This window comes from Streptomyces sp. NPDC042371, assembly GCF_056437465.1.
In genome coordinates this window covers 243,475-264,139 of record NZ_JBWKAP010000010.1, presented here as the reverse complement: position 1 = coordinate 264,139, position 20,665 = coordinate 243,475, and the positions used below count along the sequence as shown (strand labels likewise).

The following is a 20,665-nucleotide window of genomic DNA, read 5'->3' as shown; positions in this document are numbered from 1 at the left end:
CACCGGCTGAATGACACCCGCGTTTAAGCACCTCGCTGTGCGAGCCGCCGCACTCAGCCGAGCACCACCACGTCCTCCGCGTCGAACCCGACGCCCACCGTCTCCCCGACCTCCGGCGCCCGGCGCAGCGCGCACGCCGCCTCCAGGCGCGGCCCGTCCACCGGCTGCAGATGGACGGCGACATGAGTGCCGCGGAAGGTGCGCGCCGTGACCACGCACGGCAGCCCGTCCTCGGCGGACACGAGCCGCACCCCGGCGGGCCGCACCAGGATCTTGTGCTGCCCGGCCGGGACGCCGTCGGGGACGGGGATCTTGCCCCACACCGTGTCGGCGGCCGTGCCCTCCACGGCCGCCCGGACGACGTTGTCGAAGCCGAGGAAGCGCGCCACGAACTCGTCTGCAGGGCGCTGCCACACCTCCAGCGGGGTGCCGGACTGGGCGATCCGCCCGTCCCGCATGACGACAACGCGGTCGGCGAGCGCGAAGGCCTCGCCCTGGTCGTGCGTGACGGCCAGCACGGTCGTGCCCAACTCGTCGAAGAGTTCCCTGAGCTCGACGACGAGGCGCTCCCGCAGCGAGCGGTCGAGCTGGCCGAGGGGCTCGTCGAGCATCAGGAGCCGGGGCCGCGGCGCGAGCGCCCGCGCCAGCGCCACGCGCTGCTGCTCGCCGCCGGAGAGCGAGGCGACCGCGCGCCGCTGCGCCTTGGGGAGGCCGACGAGGTCCAGCAACTCGGCGACCCGGTCGGCCTGTTCGCCGCGCGAGGCACCGTGCATGCGCAGCCCGAAGGCGACGTTGCCCGCCACGTCGCGCTGCGGGAAGAGCTGGTGGTCCTGGAACATCAGGCCGACGCCCCGCTTGTGCGCGGGCACCCCGCGCTGGTCGCGCCCGCCCAGGAGGACCTGTCCGGCATCGAGCCCCTGTAGCCCGGCGACCGCCCGCAGCAGCGTCGACTTGCCGCTGCCGCTCGGCCCGAGCACACAGACGATCTCGTGCTCGGCGACATCGAGGTCGACGGCGTCGAGCACGGCCCGCGCCCCGAAACGCACCGTCGCGTCCCGCAGGCTCAGCAAGGCGTCCGTCATCAGAACTCCCCCGTGGTGCGGTCGGTCCGGACGCGTTCCAGGAGCAGCAGGGACACCGCGCACACCACCATGAGAATCGTCGAGAGGGCCATCGCCTGGCCGTAGTTGAGGTCGCCCGCGCGGCCGAGCAGCCGTGCCACGGCGACCGGCAGCGTCGGGTTGTCGGGCCGCGCGATGAAGACCGTCGCCCCGAACTCGCCGAGCGAGACGGCGAAGGCGAACCCGGCGGCGATCAGCAGCGCCCGCCACACCATCGGCAGGTCGACCTCCCGCCACGCCCGCAGCGGCGACGCCCCGAGCACGGCCGCCGCCTCGCGCAGCCGCCCGTCCACCGCACGCAGGACGGGCAGCATGGTGCGTACGACGAAGGGCACACCGACCAGGGCCTGGGCGAGCGGCACCAGGATCCAGGAGGCCCGCAGATCCAGCGGCGGCTTGTCGAGCGTGATCAGGAACCCGAAGCCGACGGTCACCGCGGAGACGCCGAGCGGCAGCATGAGCAGCGCGTCGAACCCGCGCACGAGTCGGCCCGCGCGCCGGGTGAGGGCGGCGGCCGCGAGCCCGCCGATCAGCACGGCGATGGCCGTGGCCACGACCGCGTACTGCAGTGAGTTCCAGATCGCCTCGATCGGCGGCACGAGGAAAGCACCGCCGTCCGCCGAGGTCAGCTCCTTGTAATACGCGAGCCCGAAACCGTCGGGACCGTCAGCGCTGTCGAAGGAACGCTGGACCAGCACACCGAGCGGCAGCAGGATCAACAGGGCGATCGTCGCCATGACGAACCCGAGCAGCGTCCACTGCCCGGCGCCGCGCGGCCTGCGCGCCACCGCCGAGGCGTCGACGAGCTTCAGCGCGCTCTCGCGCCGCCGCACCGTCCATGCGTGGATCGCCAGGATCAGCCCGACCGCGACGAACTGCACGAGGGTCAGGACGGCGGCCGTCGGCAGATCGAGCAGCTGTGCGGTCTGCCGGTAGATCTCCACTTCGAGCGTCGAGTACGCGGGACCGCCGAGGATCTGCACGACGCCGAAGGAGGTGAAGGTGAAGAGGAAGACCATGAGCGCGGCCGCGGCCACCGCCGGTGCGAGCGCGGGCAGCGTCACCGTCCGCCACGACCGCCAGCGGGAGGCGCCGAGCATCCGCGCGGCCTCCTCCTGCCGCGGATCGAGCTGCGCCCAGAGCCCGCCCACGGTCCGCACAACAACTGCATAGTTGAAGAAGACATGCGCGAGCAGGATCGCCCACACGGTGGTGTCCAGGCGTACGCCCCACAGCTCGTCGAAGAGCCCGCCCCGCCCGATCAGCGCGAGGAAGGCCGTGCCGACGACGACCGTCGGGAGCACGAACGGGACGGTGACGACGGCCCGCAGCAGCCGCTTGCCCGGGAAGTCGAAGCGCGCGAAGACATACGCGCCGGGGAGCGCGATCAGCAGCGTGAGCGCCGTCGACGCGAGCGCCTGCCAGGTGGTGAACCACAGCACGTGCCGAATGTCGGACTGCCCGAGGACGTCCGTGATCCGCCCGAACTGCCAGCCGCCGTCGATGTGCAGCCCGCGCGCGACGATCGCCGTGACGGGGTAGGCGAAGAAGAGCGCGAAGAACGCGACGGGCACGGCCATCAGGCCGAGCCGCGCCGCGCTCCCGCGACCGGACCCGCCGCGAGGGCGGGGCTTGGCCGTGTCGTCGGCGTCGTCGGCGTCTTCGGCGTCTTCGGCTGCTTCAGTTACTTCAGTACGAGCGAGGTCCACGACTTGATCCACGGCTCGCGGTTGTCGGCGATCTTCTTCGGGTCCAGGGTCTCGGGCTTGTCCACCGTCACGCCGTGCTCCGTGAACAGCTTCGGCAGCTTGGTGCCCTCACGCACCGGGTTCACGAACATCTTCAGCGGCATGTCCTCCTGGAACTCCTGGCCCGCGAGGAAGTCGAGGAGCGCCTTGCCGCCCTTCTCGTTCCCTGCGTTGCTGAGCAGGCCCGCGTACTCGACCTGGCGGAAGCAGGTGCCGGTCGCGACGCCGGTCGGCGCCTGCTTCGGCTGCGGATCGGCGTAGAGGACCTCGACGGGGGGCGAGGAGGCGTAGGAGACGACGAGCGGCCGGTCGCCCTTGGCCTTCTTGCCGCCCGCGGACCCGGAGAACTCCTCGTTGTAGGCCTGCTCCCAGCCGTCGACGACCTTGACGCCGTTGGCCTTGAGCTTCTTCCAGTAGCCCTCCCAGCCGTCGTCGCCGTACTTGGCGGCGGTGCCGAGCAGGAAGCCGAGGCCGGGAGAGGAGGTCGAGGCGTTCTCGGTGACGAGCAGGTTCTTGTACGCGGGCTTCGTCAGGTCCTCGAAGGACTTCGGCGGCGCCAGCTTCTTGTCGGCGAAGTACTTCTTGTCGTAGTTGACGCAGATGTCACCGCTGTCGACGGGCGTGACCCGGTGCTTGTCCCCGTCGGCCCGGACCGCGGGCTTGATCTTGTCCGAGCCCTTGGCCTCGTACGGCTGGAAGAGCCCGTTGTCGAGCGCCCGGGACAGCAGCGTGTTGTCGACCCCGAAGAAGACATCGCCCTGCGGGTTGTCCTTGGAGAGGATCGCCTTGTTCACGGCGGCGCCCGCGTCACCGTCCTTGAGGACCTTGACCTTGTACCCGGACCGCTTCTCGAAGTCCTGCAGCACGTCCTTGGAGACGTTGAAGGAGTCGTGACTGACGAGCGTCACGCTCTTGGAGTCGGCCTTCCCCGACCCGCCGTCGGAGCTGCCGCACGCGGAGACGGCGACGAGCCCGATGCCCACCGCCACGGCGGTGAACGAGACCTTCTTGGTGGTACTCACTGAATTTCCTCCTGGGTGACCAGGAGAAGACGCGGCCCCGCCCGCGCACCGAGGCACGCGGGCAGGGCGCTACAGCTTGAGTGATGCCCGAACTTCCTACCCAGAATGACCTGGGCGAGGTTCAGAGGGTCTGCGGCCCACCTGTCCAAGGTGCCGCACTCTCAGCGCTGTGGCGCTCCCCTGTCGGAATATGCAGATGTGTGTACTCGACGACTCGTACTCGTACGAAGCCGCACGCCCGCCAGACTACCTCTCGCTTACCTCTCGCCTACCGCTCGGCAGCGGCGAGCTGGCCGCACGCCCCGTCGATCTCCTGACCCCGGGTGTCCCGAATCGTCACCGGCACACCATGGGCGGCGATGGCATCCACGAAGGCCTTCTCGTCCTCGGGCCGCGAGGCCGTCCACTTCGAGCCCGGCGTCGGGTTCAGCGGAATGAGGTTCACGTGCACCGGCTTGCCCTTGAGCAGCCGCCCGAGCCGGTCACCGCGCCACGCCTGGTCATTGATGTCGCGGATCAGCGCGTACTCGATGGAGAGCCGGCGCCCGGACTTGGCCGCGTACTCCCATCCGGCGTCCAGCACCTCCCGCACCTGCCACCGCGTGTTCACCGGCACGAGGGTGTCGCGCAGCTCGTCGTCCGGCGCGTGCAGCGAGATCGCGAGGCGGCACTTGAAGCCCTCGTCGGAGAACCGGTGGATGGCGGGCACGAGACCCACCGTCGACACGGTGATCCCGCGCTGCGAGAGCCCGAGCCCGTCGGGCTCCGGGTCGGTGAGGCGGCGAATGGCCCCGGCCACACGGTTGTAGTTGGCCAACGGCTCACCCATGCCCATGAACACAATGTTCGACAGCCGAGCAGGCCCACCCGGAATCTCGCCGTCCCGGAGCGCCCGCATGCCATCAACAATCTGATGCACGATCTCACCGGTCGACAGGTTCCGGTCGAGACCGGCCTGCCCCGTGGCACAGAACGGGCAGTTCATGCCGCACCCGGCCTGCGAGCTGATGCACATGGTGACCCGGTCCGGATACCGCATGAGCACCGACTCGACGAGCGTCCCGTCGAAGAGGCGCCACAGCGTCTTGCGCGTCGTGTCGTCGTCACAGCTGATGTGCCGCACCACGGACATCAGATCGGGCAGCAACGCCTCGCGCAGCTTCTCGCGCGCCCCGGCCGGGATGTCGGTCCACTCGGCCGGGTCGTGCGCATACCGCGCGAAGTAGTGCTGCGAAAGCTGCTTGGCACGGAACGGCTTCTCGCCGATGGCGGCGACGGCCTCCTTGCGCTCGGCGGGCGTGAGGTCGGCGAGGTGCCGCGGGGGCTTCTTGGCACCGCGGGGCGCGACGAAAGTGAGTTCTCCGGGTACAGGCATGGTCCTTCCAGTGTCGCAGACATACGGCAAGGGGCCCGCCGCCCTGTGGACAACGGACCCCTCACGCACATCTACGCAGGTCAGACCATGTATCAGCCGGTGCCGACGAAGGCCACGAGGAGCAGCCAGACCACCGGCGCCGTCGGCAGCAGGGAGTCCAGGCGGTCCATGATGCCGCCGTGGCCGGGCAGCAGCGTGCCCATGTCCTTGATGCCGAGGTCACGCTTGATCATCGACTCGCCGAGGTCGCCGAGCGTGGCGCTCGCCGCGACCGCGAAGCCGATCACGAGCCCCTGCCACCACGCGCCGTCGTCGATGAGGAACTGCAGGCACAGCGCGCCCGCGGCCATCGCGAAGGTGACCGCGCCGACCAGGCCCTCGCGGGTCTTGCCGGGGCTGATGCGCGGGGCCAGCTTGTGCTTGCCGAAGCGCCAGCCGATCGCGTACGCACCGGTGTCGCTGACCACGGTCAGGAGCAGGAAGGTGAGCACCCGCTGCGGGCCGTCGTCCGCGGTGAGCATCAGCGCCACGAAGGTGGCGAGGAAAGGAACGTAGAAGGCGGCGAAGACCCCCGCCGTGACGTCCTTGAGATAGCCCTCGGGCGGCTCGGTCATGCGCCAGACCAGGACGGCGAGCGCGGTGAGGGCCATCGCGACCCACGCGCCCTCGGCCCCGCGGACGTATCCGGCGACGACCATCGCCGCGCCGCCCACCGCGAGCGGCACGAGGGGCGCCTTGATGCCCTTGCGCTCCTCCAGGCGGGAGGTGAGCTCCCAGAGGCCGACCACGACGGCGACCGCTATGACGCCGATGAAGACGGCCTTCACGATGAACAGCGACGCGACGATCACCGCGCCGAGTCCCACACCGACTCCTATGGCTGCCCCGAGATCGCGGCCCGCGCTCTTCTTCTGCGGTGCTGCCGGGGCGGGCTGCGGCTGTGGTGCGCTGGGCATGGGCTCCTGCGGAGGCTCGTCACGGAACAGGGGGCCGCCCATCCGAGTGGCCCCCCGGCCGTCGTCCTGGTCTCCGCCGTTCACGGGTACGTCGGGCACGATGGGCATGGGCTGCGTCTCAGACGGAAACAGCGCGTCCTGCGCATCGTACGCGGGACCTGGCGGGGTCGCCCCCTGGCCGGGCCCCTGGTAGGACGGCCCCGAATACCCGGATCTGGGCGGCGCCCCCCAGGAAGAGTCGTTCACGGATGGATTCCCTGATTCCTCGGACTCGAGCCTCGGCTCAGACTTCGAGCAGCTCGGCTTCCTTGTGCTTGAGCAGCTCGTCCACCTGGGCGACATACTTCGCGGTGGTGTCGTCGAGCTCCTTCTCGGCGCGGCGCCCCTCGTCCTCGCCGACGTCGCCGTCCTTGATCGCCTTGTCGAAGGCCTCCTTGGCCTTGCGACGGATCGACCGGATCGAGATCTTGGAGTCCTCGGCCTTGGTCTTGGCGACCTTGATGTACTCCTTGCGGCGGTCCTGGGTGAGCTCGGGGAAGGTCACCCGGATGATGTTGCCGTCGTTGCTCGGGTTGACGCCGAGGTCGGAGTCCCGGATCGCCTGCTCGATGTTGCGCAGCGCGCTCTTGTCGAACGGGGTCACCACGGCCATCCGCGGCTCGGGCACCGAGAACGAGGCCAGCTGGTTGATCGGCGTCAGCGCGCCGTAGTAGTCAGCCACGATCTTGTTGAACATCGCCGGGTGCGCACGGCCGGTGCGGATCGCGGCGAAGTCCTCCTTGGCGACCACGACGGCCTTCTCCATCTTCTCCTCGGCCTCGAGGAGGGTCTCTTCGATCACCACTTGCTCCTGCGTGTCTTGAGTGGCCCGGCTAGCACGGGGCGGCCGGCTGCGTCGCGTCTCTTTCCTGCACGGTGTCCGACCGGCAGGGCTTTGTCCATCCCCTCAAGGGCCGTCTCGCGTACGTTCCTTGAGGCTGGCCCAGGTCCCTCGGGGTCAGGCCCGGCTTCCCTGGTCGCCCACGAGTGTGCCGATCTTCTCACCCTTGACGGCCCGCGCGATGTTGCCCTCGGAGAGCAGCTCGAAGACCAGGATGGGCAGCTTGTTGTCCCGGCACAGCGTGATCGCGGTCATGTCGGCGACCTTGAGGTCGCGCGTGATGACCTCGCCGTAGCCGAGGGAGTCGAACTTCACCGCGTCGGGGTTGGTCTTCGGGTCGGAGTCATAGACGCCGTCCACGCCGTTCTTGCCCATCAGCAGCGCCTCGGCGTCGATCTCCAGGGCGCGCTGCGCGGCGGTGGTGTCGGTGGAGAAGTACGGCATGCCCATACCGGCACCGAAGATGACCACACGGCCCTTCTCCAGGTGGCGCACGGCACGCAGCGGAATGTACGGCTCCGCGACCTGTCCCATCGTGATGGCGGTCTGGACGCGGCAGTCGATGCCTTCCTTCTCCAGGAAGTCCTGCAGCGCGAGGCAGTTCATGACGGTGCCGAGCATGCCCATGTAGTCGGAGCGGGCCCGGTCCATACCGCGCTGCTGGAGCTCGGCACCGCGGAAGAAGTTGCCTCCGCCGATGACGATGGCGATCTGGGCGCCGTCACGGACGACGGCGGCGATCTCGCGGGCGATGGCGTGCACCACGTCGGGGTCGACCCCGAGGCCGCCCCCACCGGCGAACGCCTCGCCGGAGAGCTTCAGCAGGAAGCGTCCGGCAACTTTGCCGTCATCACTCTTCGAGTCGGCCTGGGTGGTCATGTGGTTCTCGCTTCTCTTACTCGGCACACATACGAAGAAGGCCACTGCCGGTGGGGTGTCGTTCGCATCCCATGCTCGGCAGTGGCCTCCTCGTCAGATCCTGCGGTCGTACGTCGCGCACGAGGACCGTGCGCGGGCGACCGCTGTCGACCCTATCTGGGTCTACCGTCGATCGCGGTACGGACTCAGATGCCGACCTTGATGCGCGAGAAGCGCTTCAGGGTGACACCGGCCTCGGCGAGAACCTTCTCGACCGACTTCTTGTTGTCCAGCGCGTACGGCTGACCGAGGAGGGTGGCCTCCTTGAAGAAGCCGTTGACGCGACCCTCGACGATCTTCGGGAGCGCGGCCTCGGGCTTGCCCTCGGCGCGAGTGGTCTCCTCGGCGACGCGGCGCTCGGACTCGACGACGTCGGCCGGCACGTCTTCCTTGGTGAGGTACTTCGGCGCGAAGGCGGCGATGTGCTGCGCGATGCCCTTGGCCAGGCCGGCGTCGGCCTTGTCCAGCTCGACGAGGACACCGATCTGCGGGGGCAGGTCGGGCATCGTGCGGTGCATGTACGCGGTCACGTAGGTGCCGGAGAACTGCGCGAAGCGGTCCAGGACGATCTTCTCGCCGAGGTTGGCGTTGGCCTCGTCGACGTACGCCTGGACCGTCTTGCCGGCCTCGATCTCGGACGCGAGCAGCGCCTCGAGGTCGGCCGGGGAGGTCTTGGCGACGTGGGCGGCGAGGTTGTTCGCCACGGCCTGGAACTTCTCGCCCTTGGCGACGAAGTCCGTCTCGCACTTCAGCTCGACGATGACACCGGAGGTGTTGTCGTCGGCGATGAGGGAGACGACGGCACCGTTCTCGGCAGAGCGGCCCTCGCGCTTGGCGACGCCCTTCTGGCCCTTGATACGGAGCGCCTCAACGGCCTTGTCGACGTCGCCCTCGGCCTCGTCGAGCGCCTTCTTGCAGTCCATCATGCCGGCGCCCGTGAGCTCACGGAGCTTCTTGACGTCGGCGGCGGTGTAGTTCGCCATGATCGAAAATTCTCTCTCGAAGTCTGAAAGATCTACGGAGGTCTACGGGTGAACGGCGGGGGCCGATCGGGCCCCCGCCGTCAACTACCGAACCTGTGAGGTCAGGCCTGCTCGGCGTCCGCGGCCGCGGCGGGGGCCTCGGCCTCCTCGGCGTCGGCAGCCTTCTCCGTCTCGGCGGACTTCTGAACCTCGGCCTCGGCCTCGGCGGCCTTCGGCTCCTCGGCCTTGGGCTCGTCGGCCTTCGGCTCTTCGGCCTTCTTCTCGCCCTCGAGCAGGTCGCGCTCCCACTCGGCCAGCGGCTCGCCCTGGGCCTTCTCGCCCGGCTTCGAGTCACCGGTGGCAACGCCGGAACGGGCGATGAGGCCCTCGGCGACGGCGTCGGCGATCACGCGGGTGAGCAGGGTGACGGAGCGGATCGCGTCGTCGTTGCCCGGGATCTTGTAGTCGACCTCGTCGGGGTCACAGTTGGTGTCGAGGATGGCGACGACCGGGATGTTGAGCTTCCGGGCCTCGCCGACCGCGATGTGCTCCTTCTTGGTGTCCACGATCCAGACGGCGCTGGGCACCTTGGACATCTCGCGGATACCACCGAGGGTCTTCTCCAGCTTGGCCTTCTCGCGCGAGAGCACGAGAAGCTCCTTCTTGGTGAGACCGGAAGCGGCGACGTCCTCGAAGTCGATCTGCTCGAGCTCCTTGAGGCGCTGCAGACGCTTGTAGACGGTCGAGAAGTTGGTGAGCATGCCGCCCAGCCAGCGCTGGTTCACGTAGGGCATGCCGACGCGGGTGGCCTGCTCCGCGATGGCCTCCTGCGCCTGCTTCTTCGTGCCGACGAACATGACCGTGCCGCCGTGGGCAACGGTCTCCTTGACGAACTCGTAGGCGCGGTCGATGTACGACAGCGACTGGAGCAGGTCGATGATGTAGATGCCGTTGCGCTCCGTGAAGATGAAGCGCTTCATCTTCGGGTTCCAACGACGGGTCTGGTGACCGAAGTGGACGCCGCTTTCCAGCAGCTCCCGCATCGTGACGACGGCCATGGCCGTTCTCCTTGATTTTCTCGGTTGTGCCGCGTGTGCCGGACGGCACTCGCGCCTGACGCCCGCGTTGCGCCTTGCCACAAGGGACCGAGGGGCGCTGACACCGGCTTTTCATGGCCAGATGTCGGGGCGTGCGAAGTCGACCCGGTGACCCGGATCGCCACGAGAAGTGTACGGGACCCGCGAGGTACCGGGTGACGCCGCTTCCCTTGACCAGGTGAGCCGCTTCCCTCGACCGGGTGGGTGCGCTCCCCCGGCCCGGGTGACGGGGCTTCCCCTGCACGGGTGGTGGCGCTTCCCCTGCACGGGTGACGGGGTTTTCCACAACCTGCGGGTCGTCCACAGAATCGGTCCATGATCCCCGCGGACGGGCCCGGCACGGGACGGTTCTCGCATGCGCCCAGAACTGCTGCTGCCGACGCTGGCGGCCCTGCTCGTGACCTTTCTGCCCCCGGCCCCGGCCTCGACCTGGCCGGTGGGCACCCGACCCCCGGTCGTCCGCGGCTGGAGCCCCCCGGCGACCGCGTACGGCGCGGGCCACCGGGGCGTGGACCTGACCGCCGACCCGGGCTCCGTGGTGCGGGCGGTGGGGCCGGGCCGCATCTCGTTCGCGGGCCGGGTGGCGGGCCGGGGCGTGGTCGTGGTGGAACTGGACGGCACGGGGGCTCCGCCCCTGCGCACGACGTACGAACCGGTGCGAGCGACGGTGAAGAAGGGCGCAGAGGTCGCGGCGGGCGCCCCGGTGGGCTTCCTGGAGCTCCCGACGGGCCACTGCCCGACGAGCTGTCTCCACTGGGGCCTGCGCAGAGCCGAGACCTACCTGAACCCCATGACGCTCCTGCCCCCGTGGCTGCAGCACCACGGCCCTTCACGCCTACTGCCGACACAGGGCCCGCTGCGGCCGCCCCCGTACGCCTACGGGCGAGGGCTCAGCCCCGGACTCCCCGCAGCGCCATGGCCACGGCTGCCTCCGTGATCGCGTCCGGCTGCTCCGCCACCCCGAGCTCGATGCGCCGCACGGCGGCGTCCACGATGCCCTGCAACAGCATCGCGGCCATCCGGGGCTGCTCGTGCCCCAGCTCCTCGAGCGCCTCGACGATCATCGCGATCAGGCCGCCGTGCGCGGCGCGGATCTTCTCCCGCGCCCCGGCGTCGAGCTCGCTCGCGGAGATGGCGACCACGGCGCGGTGCCGCCGGTCCCCGACCAGGGCCAGCTGCCGCCGCACATAGGCCTCGACCTTGCCCTCGGCCGATTCCGCGCACTCCATCGCCGCCGAGACCTCCGCCGCCCAGACGGGGAAGTCGACCTCGCACAGCTCTTCGACCACGGCAGCCCGCGACCGGAAGTACTCGTACACGGAGGACCGGGCGAGCCCGGTGCGCTCGGCGAGTGCGGGGAAGGTCAGCGCCTCCGTACCGCCTTCGGACAGCAGGGAACGCGCGGCGTCCAGCAGGGCGCCGCGTTGCATCGACCGGTGCTCGGCCACGGAGGCCGCTCGAATCCTTGGCACAGCTCCACTTTACGGACGGGACGCCGCGGGCGGGAGCCGCTCCCGCGCTCACGCCCTCCGGGCAGGGACGATTCAGCGCACTCAGCGGCCAAAACTCGCCAGCTTCGCGCGCAGCTGCAGCACGGACTTGGTGTGGATCTGGCTCACCCGGCTCTCGGTCACACCGAGTACGTTGCCGATCTCGGCGAGCGTCAGACCCTCGTAGTAGTAGAGCGTGACGACGGTCTTCTCACGCTCCGGCAGCGTGTTGATGGCCCGCGCGAGCAGCCTCCGCAGTTCCCGGTCCTCGGCGACCTCCACGGGATTGTCGGCCGCGTGGTCCTCGAGCGTGTCCATCAGGCTGAGCCGGTCACCGCCGTCGCCCCCGACGTGCAGCAGCTCTTCCAGCGCCACCACGTTCGCCAGCGACAACTGGCTGAAAACCGCGTGCAGTTCCTCCAGCGCGATCCCCATCTCGGCGGCGACCTCGCTCTCTGAGGGGGTGCGCCTCAGCTGCGCCTCCAGCGTGGCGTAGGCCCGTTCGACGTTGCGGGCCTTCTGCCGCACCGAGCGCGGGATCCAGTCGAGCGCCCGCAGTTCGTCGATCATCGCCCCACGGATGCGCGTGATCGCATAGGTCTCGAACTTGATGGACCGCTCGATGTCGAACTTCTCGATCGCGTCGATCAGCCCGAACACCCCCGACGAGACGAAGTCGGCCTGCTCGACATTGGGCGGCAGCCCCACGCTCACCCGGCCCGCCACGTACTTCACCAGCGGCGAGTAATGGAGGATCAGCTGCTCCCGCAGCCGCCCGTCGCCCGTGTCCTTGTACGACCGCCACAACTCGTCCAGCGACGAGGGCGCGGGGGGCCGCTCCTGCTCGCCGCTACGGGCGGCGGGGGGAACCGCTGCCCGATCGGACCCTGAGGTGTGCTGGGGCATTCGTCGCCTTGAGCCGTTCTGCCGTGAACTGGGGAGGTCGCGCGAGCCGGTGGAATCATCGGAGTCGCTCGCGCCGGAGCGGTGAAGAGCGTGCGTGGAGTGAATGAGGTCGTCCGTCTGTTGCCTGTCCGCGTCGGAATCTGTGTGAGCGTAGCGTGACTGAAGTGTCGCAGTGTGCGAAGAGTATGGGATCGCACGTGCGCAGATACGTTCCGCTACCCCCCTCCGAGAGTCGGCGCCGTCGCTCTGCGTGACGGCACCAATGCGCCAACTCCACGATTTCCCAAGGTCGTCGGGGGTCATCCGTCCGGCGGAACACGCTCGGTCACGATTCACCTCCACCAGCGAAGACGGACAGAATCGCCTGGCGTGTCAACTGCCAGCCGTCGCCGTGTCGTTCGACGAACCCCAACGACTGAAGTTCGTACAGTCGCGCTACCGCGTCGTCCTCGGTCGTCCCCGCGCCGATCGCGACGTCCCGCACGGCCGCCCGCCCCCGCGCGGGCAGGGCGGCGAGGACGCGCTGCACCCCGGAAGCCAGCAGGTCACGCGGCACCACGGGCCCCCGCCGGGCCGGGGCGAGCTCCCCCATGTCGCCGACCAGCTCGACGACTTCGGCGGCATCGGTCACGAGCACGCCGTCACCCCGCAGCAGTTCGTGCACCCCGGCCGACAGGCCGCTGGTCGCGGGCCCCGGCACCCCCATGGTGAAGCGCCCCAACTCCTGGGCACTGCGCGCCGTGGCGAGCGCCCCACTGCGATACGCGGCCTCGACCACCACGGTTCCCCTGGTCAGCGCCGCGATCACTCTGTTCCGCAGGAGGAACCGGCTCGGCGTCGGATGGTCCCCCGGCGGCAACTCACCCACCACGAGGCCCTGTTCCGCGATCCGCCCGATCAGCCCGGCGTGCCCGCGCGGATAGGGCCGGTCGACCCCGCAGGCCAGCACGGCCACGGTTGCACCGCCCGCCCCGAGCGCCCCTCGGTGTGCGGCACCGTCCACGCCGTACGCCCCTCCGGAGATCACCACCCATCCGCGCTCCGCGAGCCCCGCGGCGAGACTTCCCGCCATGTGCGCGCCGTACCCCGAACAGGCCCGTGAGCCGACGACGGCCACCGACCGCAGGGCCCACATCCGCAGGGACGGCCGCCCCCGCACCCAGAGCCCGACCGGGCGCGCGTCCCCCAGGTCGTCCAAGGTCACCGGCCACTCCGCGTCCCCCGGACACACGAACCGCGCCCCGACGTCCCGCGCCGCCGCCAGATCCCGCTCCGGCCGCACCGCGACGGCCCGCACCCGCAGCCCTTCCCACCGCCGCGCCGTCACCCCCGGCAGCCGCTCCTCGTCCTCCGATCCGGCGAGCCGCCGCAGCACCTCACCGGCCCCGACCTCGCACAACCACCGCCCGCCGACCGCGTCCCCCGGTTCAAGGACCCGCGTCAACGCGACGCGGGCGATTCGCTCCTCGTCCGACGGCGGATCGGCGCTCACGAGGGCGCCCCGATGACCATCGGCACACCCCGGGCGATCCCCGTGCGCAACTGCAGCGCAAGGGCTACGTCCTGGGCGCGAGGCCTGTCGTGCCCCGCCAGGTCGGCGACGGTCCAGGCCACCCGCAGCACGCGGTCCAGGCCCCGGGCCGTCAGGAATCCGCGCTCCAGGTCCAGTTCGGCCGCGTCCAGCGCGCCGGGCGCCGCGGGCCAGCGGGTGCGCAGCGCATGTCCCGCGACCTCGCTGTTGGTCCGCCATCCGGTGCCGTCCAGACGAGCCGCCGCTCTCTCGCGCGCGGCGCGCACCCGGTCGGCGACGGTTCGGGTGGACTCCCCCGGCGTGCCGTACCCGGCCAGTTCGGAGCGGGTGACTGCCTCCACCTCCACCTTCAGGTCGACGCGGTCGAGCAGGGGGCCCGACAGACGGGCCTGATAGCGGCGGATGACGGAGGCCGGGCACTCACAGCCGTCACCCAGCAGTGTGTGCCGACCGCAGGGGCAGGGGTTGGCCGCGAGCTTGTGGACGTGGTTTGAAACTGACCGTTGACCAGCTTGTGAGCTCTGGTCTCGACCCCTGCGGGCCGGGCTTTGCCCGGCCCGCAGGGGTGTTGATGCTGTCGCGGCTCAGGTCAGGTTTCGCTCCAGCCAGGTCTTCGTGAGGGCCTTGATCTTGGTGTCCTGGTAGAGCCGGTCGGGGGTGCCACCGAAGTTGCGGACGGCGTCGAGGAAGGCGCGGTCGCCGCGGCCGGTGAGCTTCGGGTCGATCAGGTCGAGCAGTTCCTGCCACTTCTTGCGCGGCCATTCGTCCTGGAGCTTGAGCCGGATCTGCGAGTTCGCGAAGGCTCGAAGGGCGATCGCTGCCTGGTAGCCGTTGAACCGGCCGATGAGCTCCTTGTAGATCGGTTCCGCGTTCCAGGCGACCCCGTAACCGTTCGTCAGGAAGACATTGACCAGGTGGACGACGTAGCTGCGGACGGCCTGCTCGGGGATGTCTCCGTGGCGGCCGACGACATCCTTGAGTCGCTGTGCGGCCGGCGGCTCCTCGGCATAGTTGCGCATGTGCGCCTCGTGGGCCCGCTTGAGGTCGTCCAGGGCCTGCTGAATCTCGGCGACGCGCTCGGGCTCGGGGAGGTAGGAAGACCCGCCGACCAGCTCCAGCAGTTCCCTGGCGCGGATCGCCCGGTCGGTGTCGGCGTTGGCGGTGAACCGCGCGAGCTTGATGCCGATCTCGTTGCGAGCGTCCTCGCCGACCAGCGGCCAGAGGTCGGGCCAGAGCGAGCGGACGTTGTCGAGGATCTCGGGGGTCGCGTCGGCGGGCGTGTAGATGCCGAAGAGGCCAGCGGCGAGGTTGTCGGCCTGGTCCTGCTCCAGCCCGTCGAAGAACGCCGCGATCTTCTTCAGCTCGTCCTTCGGCAGCCGCTTGGACTTGATGTTGGTGAGGAGCTTGCCGATCGCAGCGACGACGTTGCGAGGCTGGATCCGGAAGACCTCCTTGATGCAGGTCTCCAGCCACTCGGCCAGCTTGAGGCCGGTCAGCTCCTCGATGTTCGGATGCGCGGCGCTCGCGTGGTTGCGCATGTAGTTGATGTGGATGAGCTGCTTGAAGCCGATGTCGCTGACGAGCTTGATCTTGTTAGCAGCTTCCAGCAGCTTGTAGTCGTCGATCTGGGAGAGGTCGTCGCGGGTCTTGAGGTTCTTGCGACGGGCGGGGTCGGTCTCGGCGAGGTCGAAGAAGTAGTCGACATCAAAGGCGGCGACGTGGTCCCGCAGCCGGTTGATCGTCTCGTTCCAGAGGTAGTTCAGCGCGGCGTCGAACAACCCGACCGAGCCTGCCATGATCATCTTGGCGACGTAGGGCGCGTTCGCTCGCTCCTCGGGGGTGAGCTCCTCGATGACGTCGGGGGTGTTCTTGAGGAGGGTCTCGCGCTGCTTGGCCGCGACGATGATGTTGTCCGTAGGCAGCCCCCAGGCTTCCAGCACCTGGAACATCAGGTCTTCGAATGCCTCCAGATCCGCGCGAGCGGCCTGGACCTGGACCGAAGCCTGCGGTGCAGGAACGGGCAGGTTGTCGGGGATGTCCTGGGGGCTCATATGTACCTTCTCTGATGAGAGCTGTTCCTCCTCGCCTCGCGGCGGGGAGTTCTGCGTCGTCTCTGTCGCGCCGTTTGCGACGCAGTCCGGGCGATCGTCCCGATGCCGCCGCAGCCTCCGGTTCACCCCGGAGCCCGACGTTGTCCCGGAAGCCGTTGGGGGCAGGCCGTGACGAGCGATTGGGCGCGTCAGTCTGGCATTTCGGGCGATCAGTTTGTCGCATCGCGTGCAGAAGGGGGAGGGAATTTCCTTTTCTGCAGGGGTCTTTGTCTCAGCGAGGAGCCCTGTTGCCATGGATGTTCGTGATCTTGGAGGCGCTCTCTAGTGCCTCGCGGAGCCGTTCGTTGGTCAGTGCAAGCTGCTGGAGCTGCGCAATGGCGAGAGCAAGGTCTGAGGTCAGCTCATGGTTCCGGCGGCGGAGCTTCGCGTTCCGGGCGATGAGCCTGTCGTGCGTGGTGGGCCCGTCGGCGGGATCGGCAGGGGTGGACCGGAGGGTGCCGAGCTCTTGGGCGATGTCGGGGAAGCGGCGGCGGAACGTGGTGTTACTCAGGCCGAGTTGATGGGCCAGCTTCAGAACGCTGGGTTTGGTGTTGGTCTGCCGGCAGGTCTCGATCATCTCCGCCATCCGCTTGCGGACCAGGGCTTCGGACAGGTCAGAGACGCGGGCGGTCATGCGAGGTACTCCGTGCGTGTGTTGGTGGCCAGGAACTCGGTGATTTCGGCGTGACGCTGCTGGAGGCGGTGCTGCCGGAGGGGAGGCATGGCCGGCCGGGCGGCCAGCCTCTTCTCCAGGCGAGCCAGTTCCCGGGTCCAGGCAGCGACGTTCTCCGGGGTGAGGGCAACATTTCTGCAGGCCAGAGGCTTGCAGCCTCCGTGGTCGGGCAGCCCTTCGCTTCCACCGCGCTTCGCCTTTTCGCAGAGGGCCTTGGCGGGGTCACGGACGCAGGTGATGTATTCGCCGGGATAGATCGCTGGATCATGCCGCTTCATGATCCGTTTCAGGCGGTGCTTGTCGAGGGCGATCTGTCCCTGGAACTGGGCTCGTTCGCCGAACTCGCCGAATCGCCGGGCGACCTCTTCGGCCGACGGGCCGGTCAAATCGGTGTGCTCGTGGGCGTCGATCATCGCGATGTAGGTCTCACCGCGGGCGAGGGCCTGTTCGCTCTCGACCTCGGCCCGGAATCCGGAGGCGCTGGTGCCTGCATAACCTTCGAACATTTGGATTGTTTGATGCCGATATTGCAGGGCGCCGGCGACGGCTCCGCCGGGCCGTCGTGCGATGAACCACGCCAGGGTCCTCCGAAAGACGCTGGTCTTGAACCCGGTGCGACTTCGACCGGCTGCGGGGATGCTGTCGGACCGGCCGGAGGTGTCGCAGAGCTGATTGACGTAGGTGATGAACTTGTTGATCTGCGTGCCCGTCGCCTTGGTCGTGAGAGCGTCGGCCGAGCCCTTCTTGGCGCCGGATCCGTGACGGAGGCGGGCGAAGAGGAAGTCCGTTTCGGGTGGCTGGAGACGTTCGAGGACGTCGATGGCCCGAGCGACGGGCTCGCCGACGACCCAGGTCGCCTCGACGCCTGCATCGTCGTCCTCGCCCTTGAAGGCCAGGCTGGTGACCGTCCAGCGGTAGGGGGTTTTGTCCTCGTCCCGCTTGATGTGCAGGCATCCGCGCCGAAGGTGCTTGACCTCAGAGTCGCGAAGTCCTGAGAGGTATGCGATCACGATGTAGCAGGCGGCCTGCAGGTGGCGGCCGAGCCGGGCCAGGCTGTGGGTCGCTGTGTGGTGGGTCGCGATCCCTTCGACCCAGGGGACGCCGTCGAGCCGGCCGGTGATCGGGTTGCCGAAGTAGCTGTCGGTGCCGATGCCGACGATCTCGGCGGTCGCGGTAAGGACGTCGGCGTGACGGTCGACGCTGGTGCGGTCGCATTGCAGCGTCCGGGCGAGGTGGACGACGTTCGGACGGCCGCGATAGCCGGGCAGCGGTTGCCCCGAGGCGACGTGCTCGTCCATCAGGGCTCGGATGCGAAGGCCGATGTCCGCGACGTCGTCCGGCTGGCGGAAGGTGTCGGTGCGGATGGCCCGCCAGTGGGCGTCGGCGGCCAGGATGTCCGAGGCGAACTCGTCGACGAACCGCAGGGCCCAGCCCAGCAGCGGTCCCATGGTCTCCTCGGGGAGCCGGTCGGTGGCGTTCTCGCTGCGGCGGGGCGCCTTGGACTCGCCCCACTCCGGGAGGTGGAGCGGGTCGAAGGACAGTGCGTGTTCGTCGAGGTGGGACCGCCAGCGCCAGAGGAGCCGGATGACGCCTCGCGCGAGCGTCCGGCGGTCGGAAGACCGGGGATGGAGCACGTTGAGATGCTTGCGGTAGGCGGTCAGGTCGTCCGGGGTCAGGGTGGACAGGTCGGTGCGGTGCGGTTCCCAGCGTTTGTCCAGCCAGGTCAGGAATGCCTTCATGTGGGTGAAGGTGATCCTGATGGAGGTGATGCCTGGCGAGTCCTCGCCGTCCGGCGGGTCGACGGACAGCAGGTGGTAGAAGAGCTTCTTCGCCGCCGACTGGAACCGCCGCGGAAGGCTCGGGAAGTTCAGGATGAGTGCGGTGTCGTGCGCTTTGAGCTGTGCGGGCCAGAGTCGCCAGATGTCGTCGCCGTAGCGGGAGGTGTCCTCCAGCCGGAACCCGGTCCGCAGCTGGCGGCCGTGCAGGACGTGGATGTTCTGCAGGGCGAGGTCGCCGGGTGGGGAAGCGGCGAACGCGGCAAGGCTCATGGCTGTTCCCAGGGGGCTTCGACGAGGTCAAGGAGGGCGTCGGGCAGGGGGTTCTTGCGTTCTTTGGCGACCTCGGCCGGCGAGAACTTGGTGAGGATGTCGCGCCGGATCGCGACCCAGGCCGGGCCGTAGCGCTTCCACCAGTCGATCTCGCTCATCCGCTGCCGCAGGGCGCCGAGGCTGTCGAGGAGGCTGAGGAGTTTGGGCAGGTGGGTGCGGGTAACCAGGCAGTTCCCGCAGTGGAAGCAGTCGAGGAATGAGTCGCCGCAGGGCGCTTGGGTCTCCGGGTTGTGATCATGGTCCTCGCAGGCGGTCCAGGCCGTGTCCAGTTCGCCGTCCGCCAGTTTGCGGGCGGTGTCCGGGGCCAGGCCGGCCTCCTCCAGGTCGTGCGCGGTGCCGACCTCGGGCAGGACCTTCGGGCCGCCGCCGCGGCGTTCGGCGGCTCGCTTGTGGGCGTCGGCGGCGGCGCGTTCGGCGTCGACGAGTGCTTCGGAGACCACCTCTGCGGCCCACTCCCGGGTCGGTTCGTCCGCCTTGAGGTAGTTGGCGTAGAGGACCTGGGCGGTGTTGCTCTTCGCGGAGGACGGCAGGTGGCCGCCCATCTGCCGGGTGCGTCGGGCATCCACGCTGGTCTTGATCTGGTTGAAGGTGACCCGCAGCGGCGGTGCCGGCGGCTGCTCGCCCTTTTTCTTCGGCGGCAGGTCCGCCAACACCGGCTTGGGACGCTCCGCGGCCCAGGAGGACATCTTCATCGCGGATCCGTAGCCGAGGTTCTTCTCGAACGGCGCCCAGTGCTCCTCGATGCCCGTGTTGCCGTCGCGGTGGTTGTTGCGCCAGAGCGCGAACGCGGTGGAAGCGGCACAGAAGGCCCGGCCGCGGGCGGTCAGCTCCAGCAGCAGGAGGTAGAGGCCGCCGGGCGTGTGGAGCTCACGGTTCTTCGGCCCGATCTCCCAGGTCACCGTCTCGAACCAGCGCTTGGCGCCGCGGCGGCGCTTGACCACGGACAGTTCGACGGCGCGGTCTTCGAGAAGCCTGTGCTTGACCGGCAACTCCTTGATCGACTCTCCGTTCCGCTCGGTGACGATCATCAGGAGGACCACCAGAGGTGCCAGGTCCTTCCAGGTCAGGAACAGCTCGGAGGCGAAGGCGACCCTCTGGGCCTGCCGTTCCTGACGGCGCCGGACGGGCTCGGGGACGACACCGCTGTCGGCCATCGAGGCCAGCATCTCGCCCCGCCGAAGATCGTCCTCGCCGAGCTGGCCGGGGTCCTCGCGATAGCGTCGCAGCAGGTCCTCACTGGCCCGCAGGCGCCGGGCGATCCGGGCGGTGTCGGCCCTTGCCGCGGCCGTCAGCCGGTCCAGTTCCCCGATCGAGTAGCCCCCGACCGGCTGTGCCGCTGGTTTCGGCAGACGTCGGTTGAAGGCGTCCAGGGCCTCGGCCGGGAGGTCGTCCTTCAGCTGGGGGTCGGTGAACTGCGTGCGCAGTTCCAGCAGCATCGAGTACTTCGTCCGCGGGGAGATGTCCGTGCGGCCCCGGTAGGCATCGACGTGTGCGCGGGTCAGCTGCTGCGAAGACTCGGGCGGCGCGTCGAGGGACGGGAGGAACTCGGCCCAGTTCTGGACCGCGTTCCAGGCGTGCCGCGAGCTCTCCAGGGTCCTGGCGCCGCCGCTGTAGCCGGTCCGCAGGGCAACGGACCGGGCCAGGAACAGACGCCAGCCCGGCATCGGCAGCGTACTGAAGTCGAAGGTGCGGCTGCGGCCGTCCTCGCCGTGGAAGTCGACGGCCAGGGAGTCCGCCGCGTCCATCCTGACCAGCGGTGGGGCCTCGTAGGCTCCGGAAGGTGTCACG

General features: G+C 69.2%; 17 protein-coding genes and 1 pseudogene. 1 reads left to right on the top strand and 17 read right to left on the bottom strand.

From position 1 onward, the window contains the following. Window positions 1-53: 53 nt before the first annotated feature. The 9 genes from AC068B_RS29715 to rpsB all read right to left on the bottom strand — a co-directional run bounded on the left by AC068B_RS29715 (window position 54) and on the right by rpsB (window position 10,040). Window positions 54-1,082, bottom strand: a complete 1,029-nt coding sequence (locus tag AC068B_RS29715; protein WP_478674669.1) for an ABC transporter ATP-binding protein — start codon at window positions 1,080-1,082, stop codon at window positions 54-56. Next, a complete protein-coding gene (locus AC068B_RS29710; protein ID WP_478674752.1) occupies window positions 1,082-2,830 on the bottom strand; it encodes an ABC transporter permease in 1,749 nt (582 codons plus the stop codon). Before AC068B_RS29710 ends, AC068B_RS29715 begins: the two co-directional genes overlap by 1 nt. Further along, window positions 2,806-3,891: a thiamine ABC transporter substrate-binding protein gene (locus AC068B_RS29705; protein WP_478674668.1), complete on the bottom strand. Its 1,086-nt coding sequence runs from the start codon at window positions 3,889-3,891 to the stop codon at window positions 2,806-2,808. The genes AC068B_RS29710 and AC068B_RS29705 overlap by 25 nt, the downstream gene beginning before the upstream one ends. A 268-nt stretch (window positions 3,892-4,159) precedes the next feature. Then, the gene (gene rlmN / locus AC068B_RS29700; protein WP_478674667.1) at window positions 4,160-5,266 is read right to left on the bottom strand and encodes a dual-specificity RNA methyltransferase RlmN; all 1,107 of its coding nucleotides are present in this window, start codon (window positions 5,264-5,266) and stop codon (window positions 4,160-4,162) included. A 92-nt stretch (window positions 5,267-5,358) separates the two neighbouring features. After that, window positions 5,359-6,468, bottom strand: coding sequence for a phosphatidate cytidylyltransferase (locus tag AC068B_RS29695; RefSeq protein WP_478674666.1), 1,110 nt, complete (start codon window positions 6,466-6,468; stop codon window positions 5,359-5,361). 37 nt (window positions 6,469-6,505) lie between these two features. Further along, window positions 6,506-7,063 (bottom strand): ribosome recycling factor, encoded by a 558-nt coding sequence (frr, locus tag AC068B_RS29690; RefSeq protein ID WP_055565944.1) that lies wholly within the window; start codon window positions 7,061-7,063, stop codon window positions 6,506-6,508. A 156-nt stretch (window positions 7,064-7,219) separates the two neighbouring features. Then, window positions 7,220-7,981: a UMP kinase gene (gene pyrH / locus AC068B_RS29685; RefSeq protein WP_150215952.1), complete on the bottom strand. Its 762-nt coding sequence runs from the start codon at window positions 7,979-7,981 to the stop codon at window positions 7,220-7,222. Between the two features lie 185 nt (window positions 7,982-8,166). Beyond that, window positions 8,167-9,003 (bottom strand): translation elongation factor Ts, encoded by an 837-nt coding sequence (gene tsf, locus AC068B_RS29680; RefSeq protein ID WP_478674665.1) that lies wholly within the window; start codon window positions 9,001-9,003, stop codon window positions 8,167-8,169. A gap of 101 nt (window positions 9,004-9,104) precedes the next feature. Then, entirely contained in the window at window positions 9,105-10,040 is a 936-nt protein-coding gene (gene rpsB / locus AC068B_RS29675; RefSeq protein ID WP_356257277.1) for a 30S ribosomal protein S2, read from the bottom strand. Window positions 10,041-10,434: 394 nt separating this feature from the next. Here rpsB and AC068B_RS29670 point away from each other — a divergent pair, with 394 nt between their 5' ends. Next, window positions 10,435-11,016 (top strand): peptidoglycan DD-metalloendopeptidase family protein, encoded by a 582-nt coding sequence (locus AC068B_RS29670; RefSeq protein WP_478674664.1) that lies wholly within the window; start codon window positions 10,435-10,437, stop codon window positions 11,014-11,016. Here the strand turns inward: AC068B_RS29670 and AC068B_RS29665 are convergent. From AC068B_RS29665 to AC068B_RS29630, 8 genes and pseudogenes are all read right to left on the bottom strand, one after another. Continuing rightward, entirely contained in the window at window positions 10,970-11,527 is a 558-nt protein-coding gene (locus AC068B_RS29665; RefSeq protein WP_359349256.1) for a TetR/AcrR family transcriptional regulator, read from the bottom strand. The two genes, AC068B_RS29670 and AC068B_RS29665, sit on opposite strands and share 47 nt — an antisense overlap. Before the next feature lie 105 nt (window positions 11,528-11,632). After that, entirely contained in the window at window positions 11,633-12,475 is an 843-nt protein-coding gene (gene whiG, locus AC068B_RS29660) for an RNA polymerase sigma factor WhiG (protein ID WP_468557543.1), read from the bottom strand. Window positions 12,476-12,800: 325 nt separating this feature from the next. Next, complete coding sequence (gene dprA / locus AC068B_RS29655; protein WP_478674663.1) at window positions 12,801-13,967, bottom strand: DNA-processing protein DprA; 1,167 nt, start codon at window positions 13,965-13,967, stop codon at window positions 12,801-12,803. Beyond that, window positions 13,964-14,482 (bottom strand): annotated as a pseudogene (locus AC068B_RS29650) (magnesium chelatase subunit ChlI family protein); the annotation flags it as partial. The gene dprA and the pseudogene AC068B_RS29650, both read right to left, overlap by 4 nt. 108 nt (window positions 14,483-14,590) lie before the next feature. Further along, window positions 14,591-16,057, bottom strand: a complete 1,467-nt coding sequence (locus AC068B_RS29645) for a hypothetical protein (protein ID WP_478674662.1) — start codon at window positions 16,055-16,057, stop codon at window positions 14,591-14,593. Window positions 16,058-16,328: 271 nt separating this feature from the next. Further along, window positions 16,329-16,730 (bottom strand): hypothetical protein, encoded by a 402-nt coding sequence (locus tag AC068B_RS29640; protein ID WP_478674661.1) that lies wholly within the window; start codon window positions 16,728-16,730, stop codon window positions 16,329-16,331. Further along, entirely contained in the window at window positions 16,727-18,817 is a 2,091-nt protein-coding gene (locus AC068B_RS29635) for a hypothetical protein (RefSeq protein ID WP_478674660.1), read from the bottom strand. Before AC068B_RS29635 ends, AC068B_RS29640 begins: the two co-directional genes overlap by 4 nt. Continuing rightward, window positions 18,814-20,664, bottom strand: coding sequence for a hypothetical protein (locus AC068B_RS29630; RefSeq protein ID WP_478674659.1), 1,851 nt, complete (start codon window positions 20,662-20,664; stop codon window positions 18,814-18,816). Before AC068B_RS29630 ends, AC068B_RS29635 begins: the two co-directional genes overlap by 4 nt. Window position 20,665: the final 1 nt, after the last annotated feature.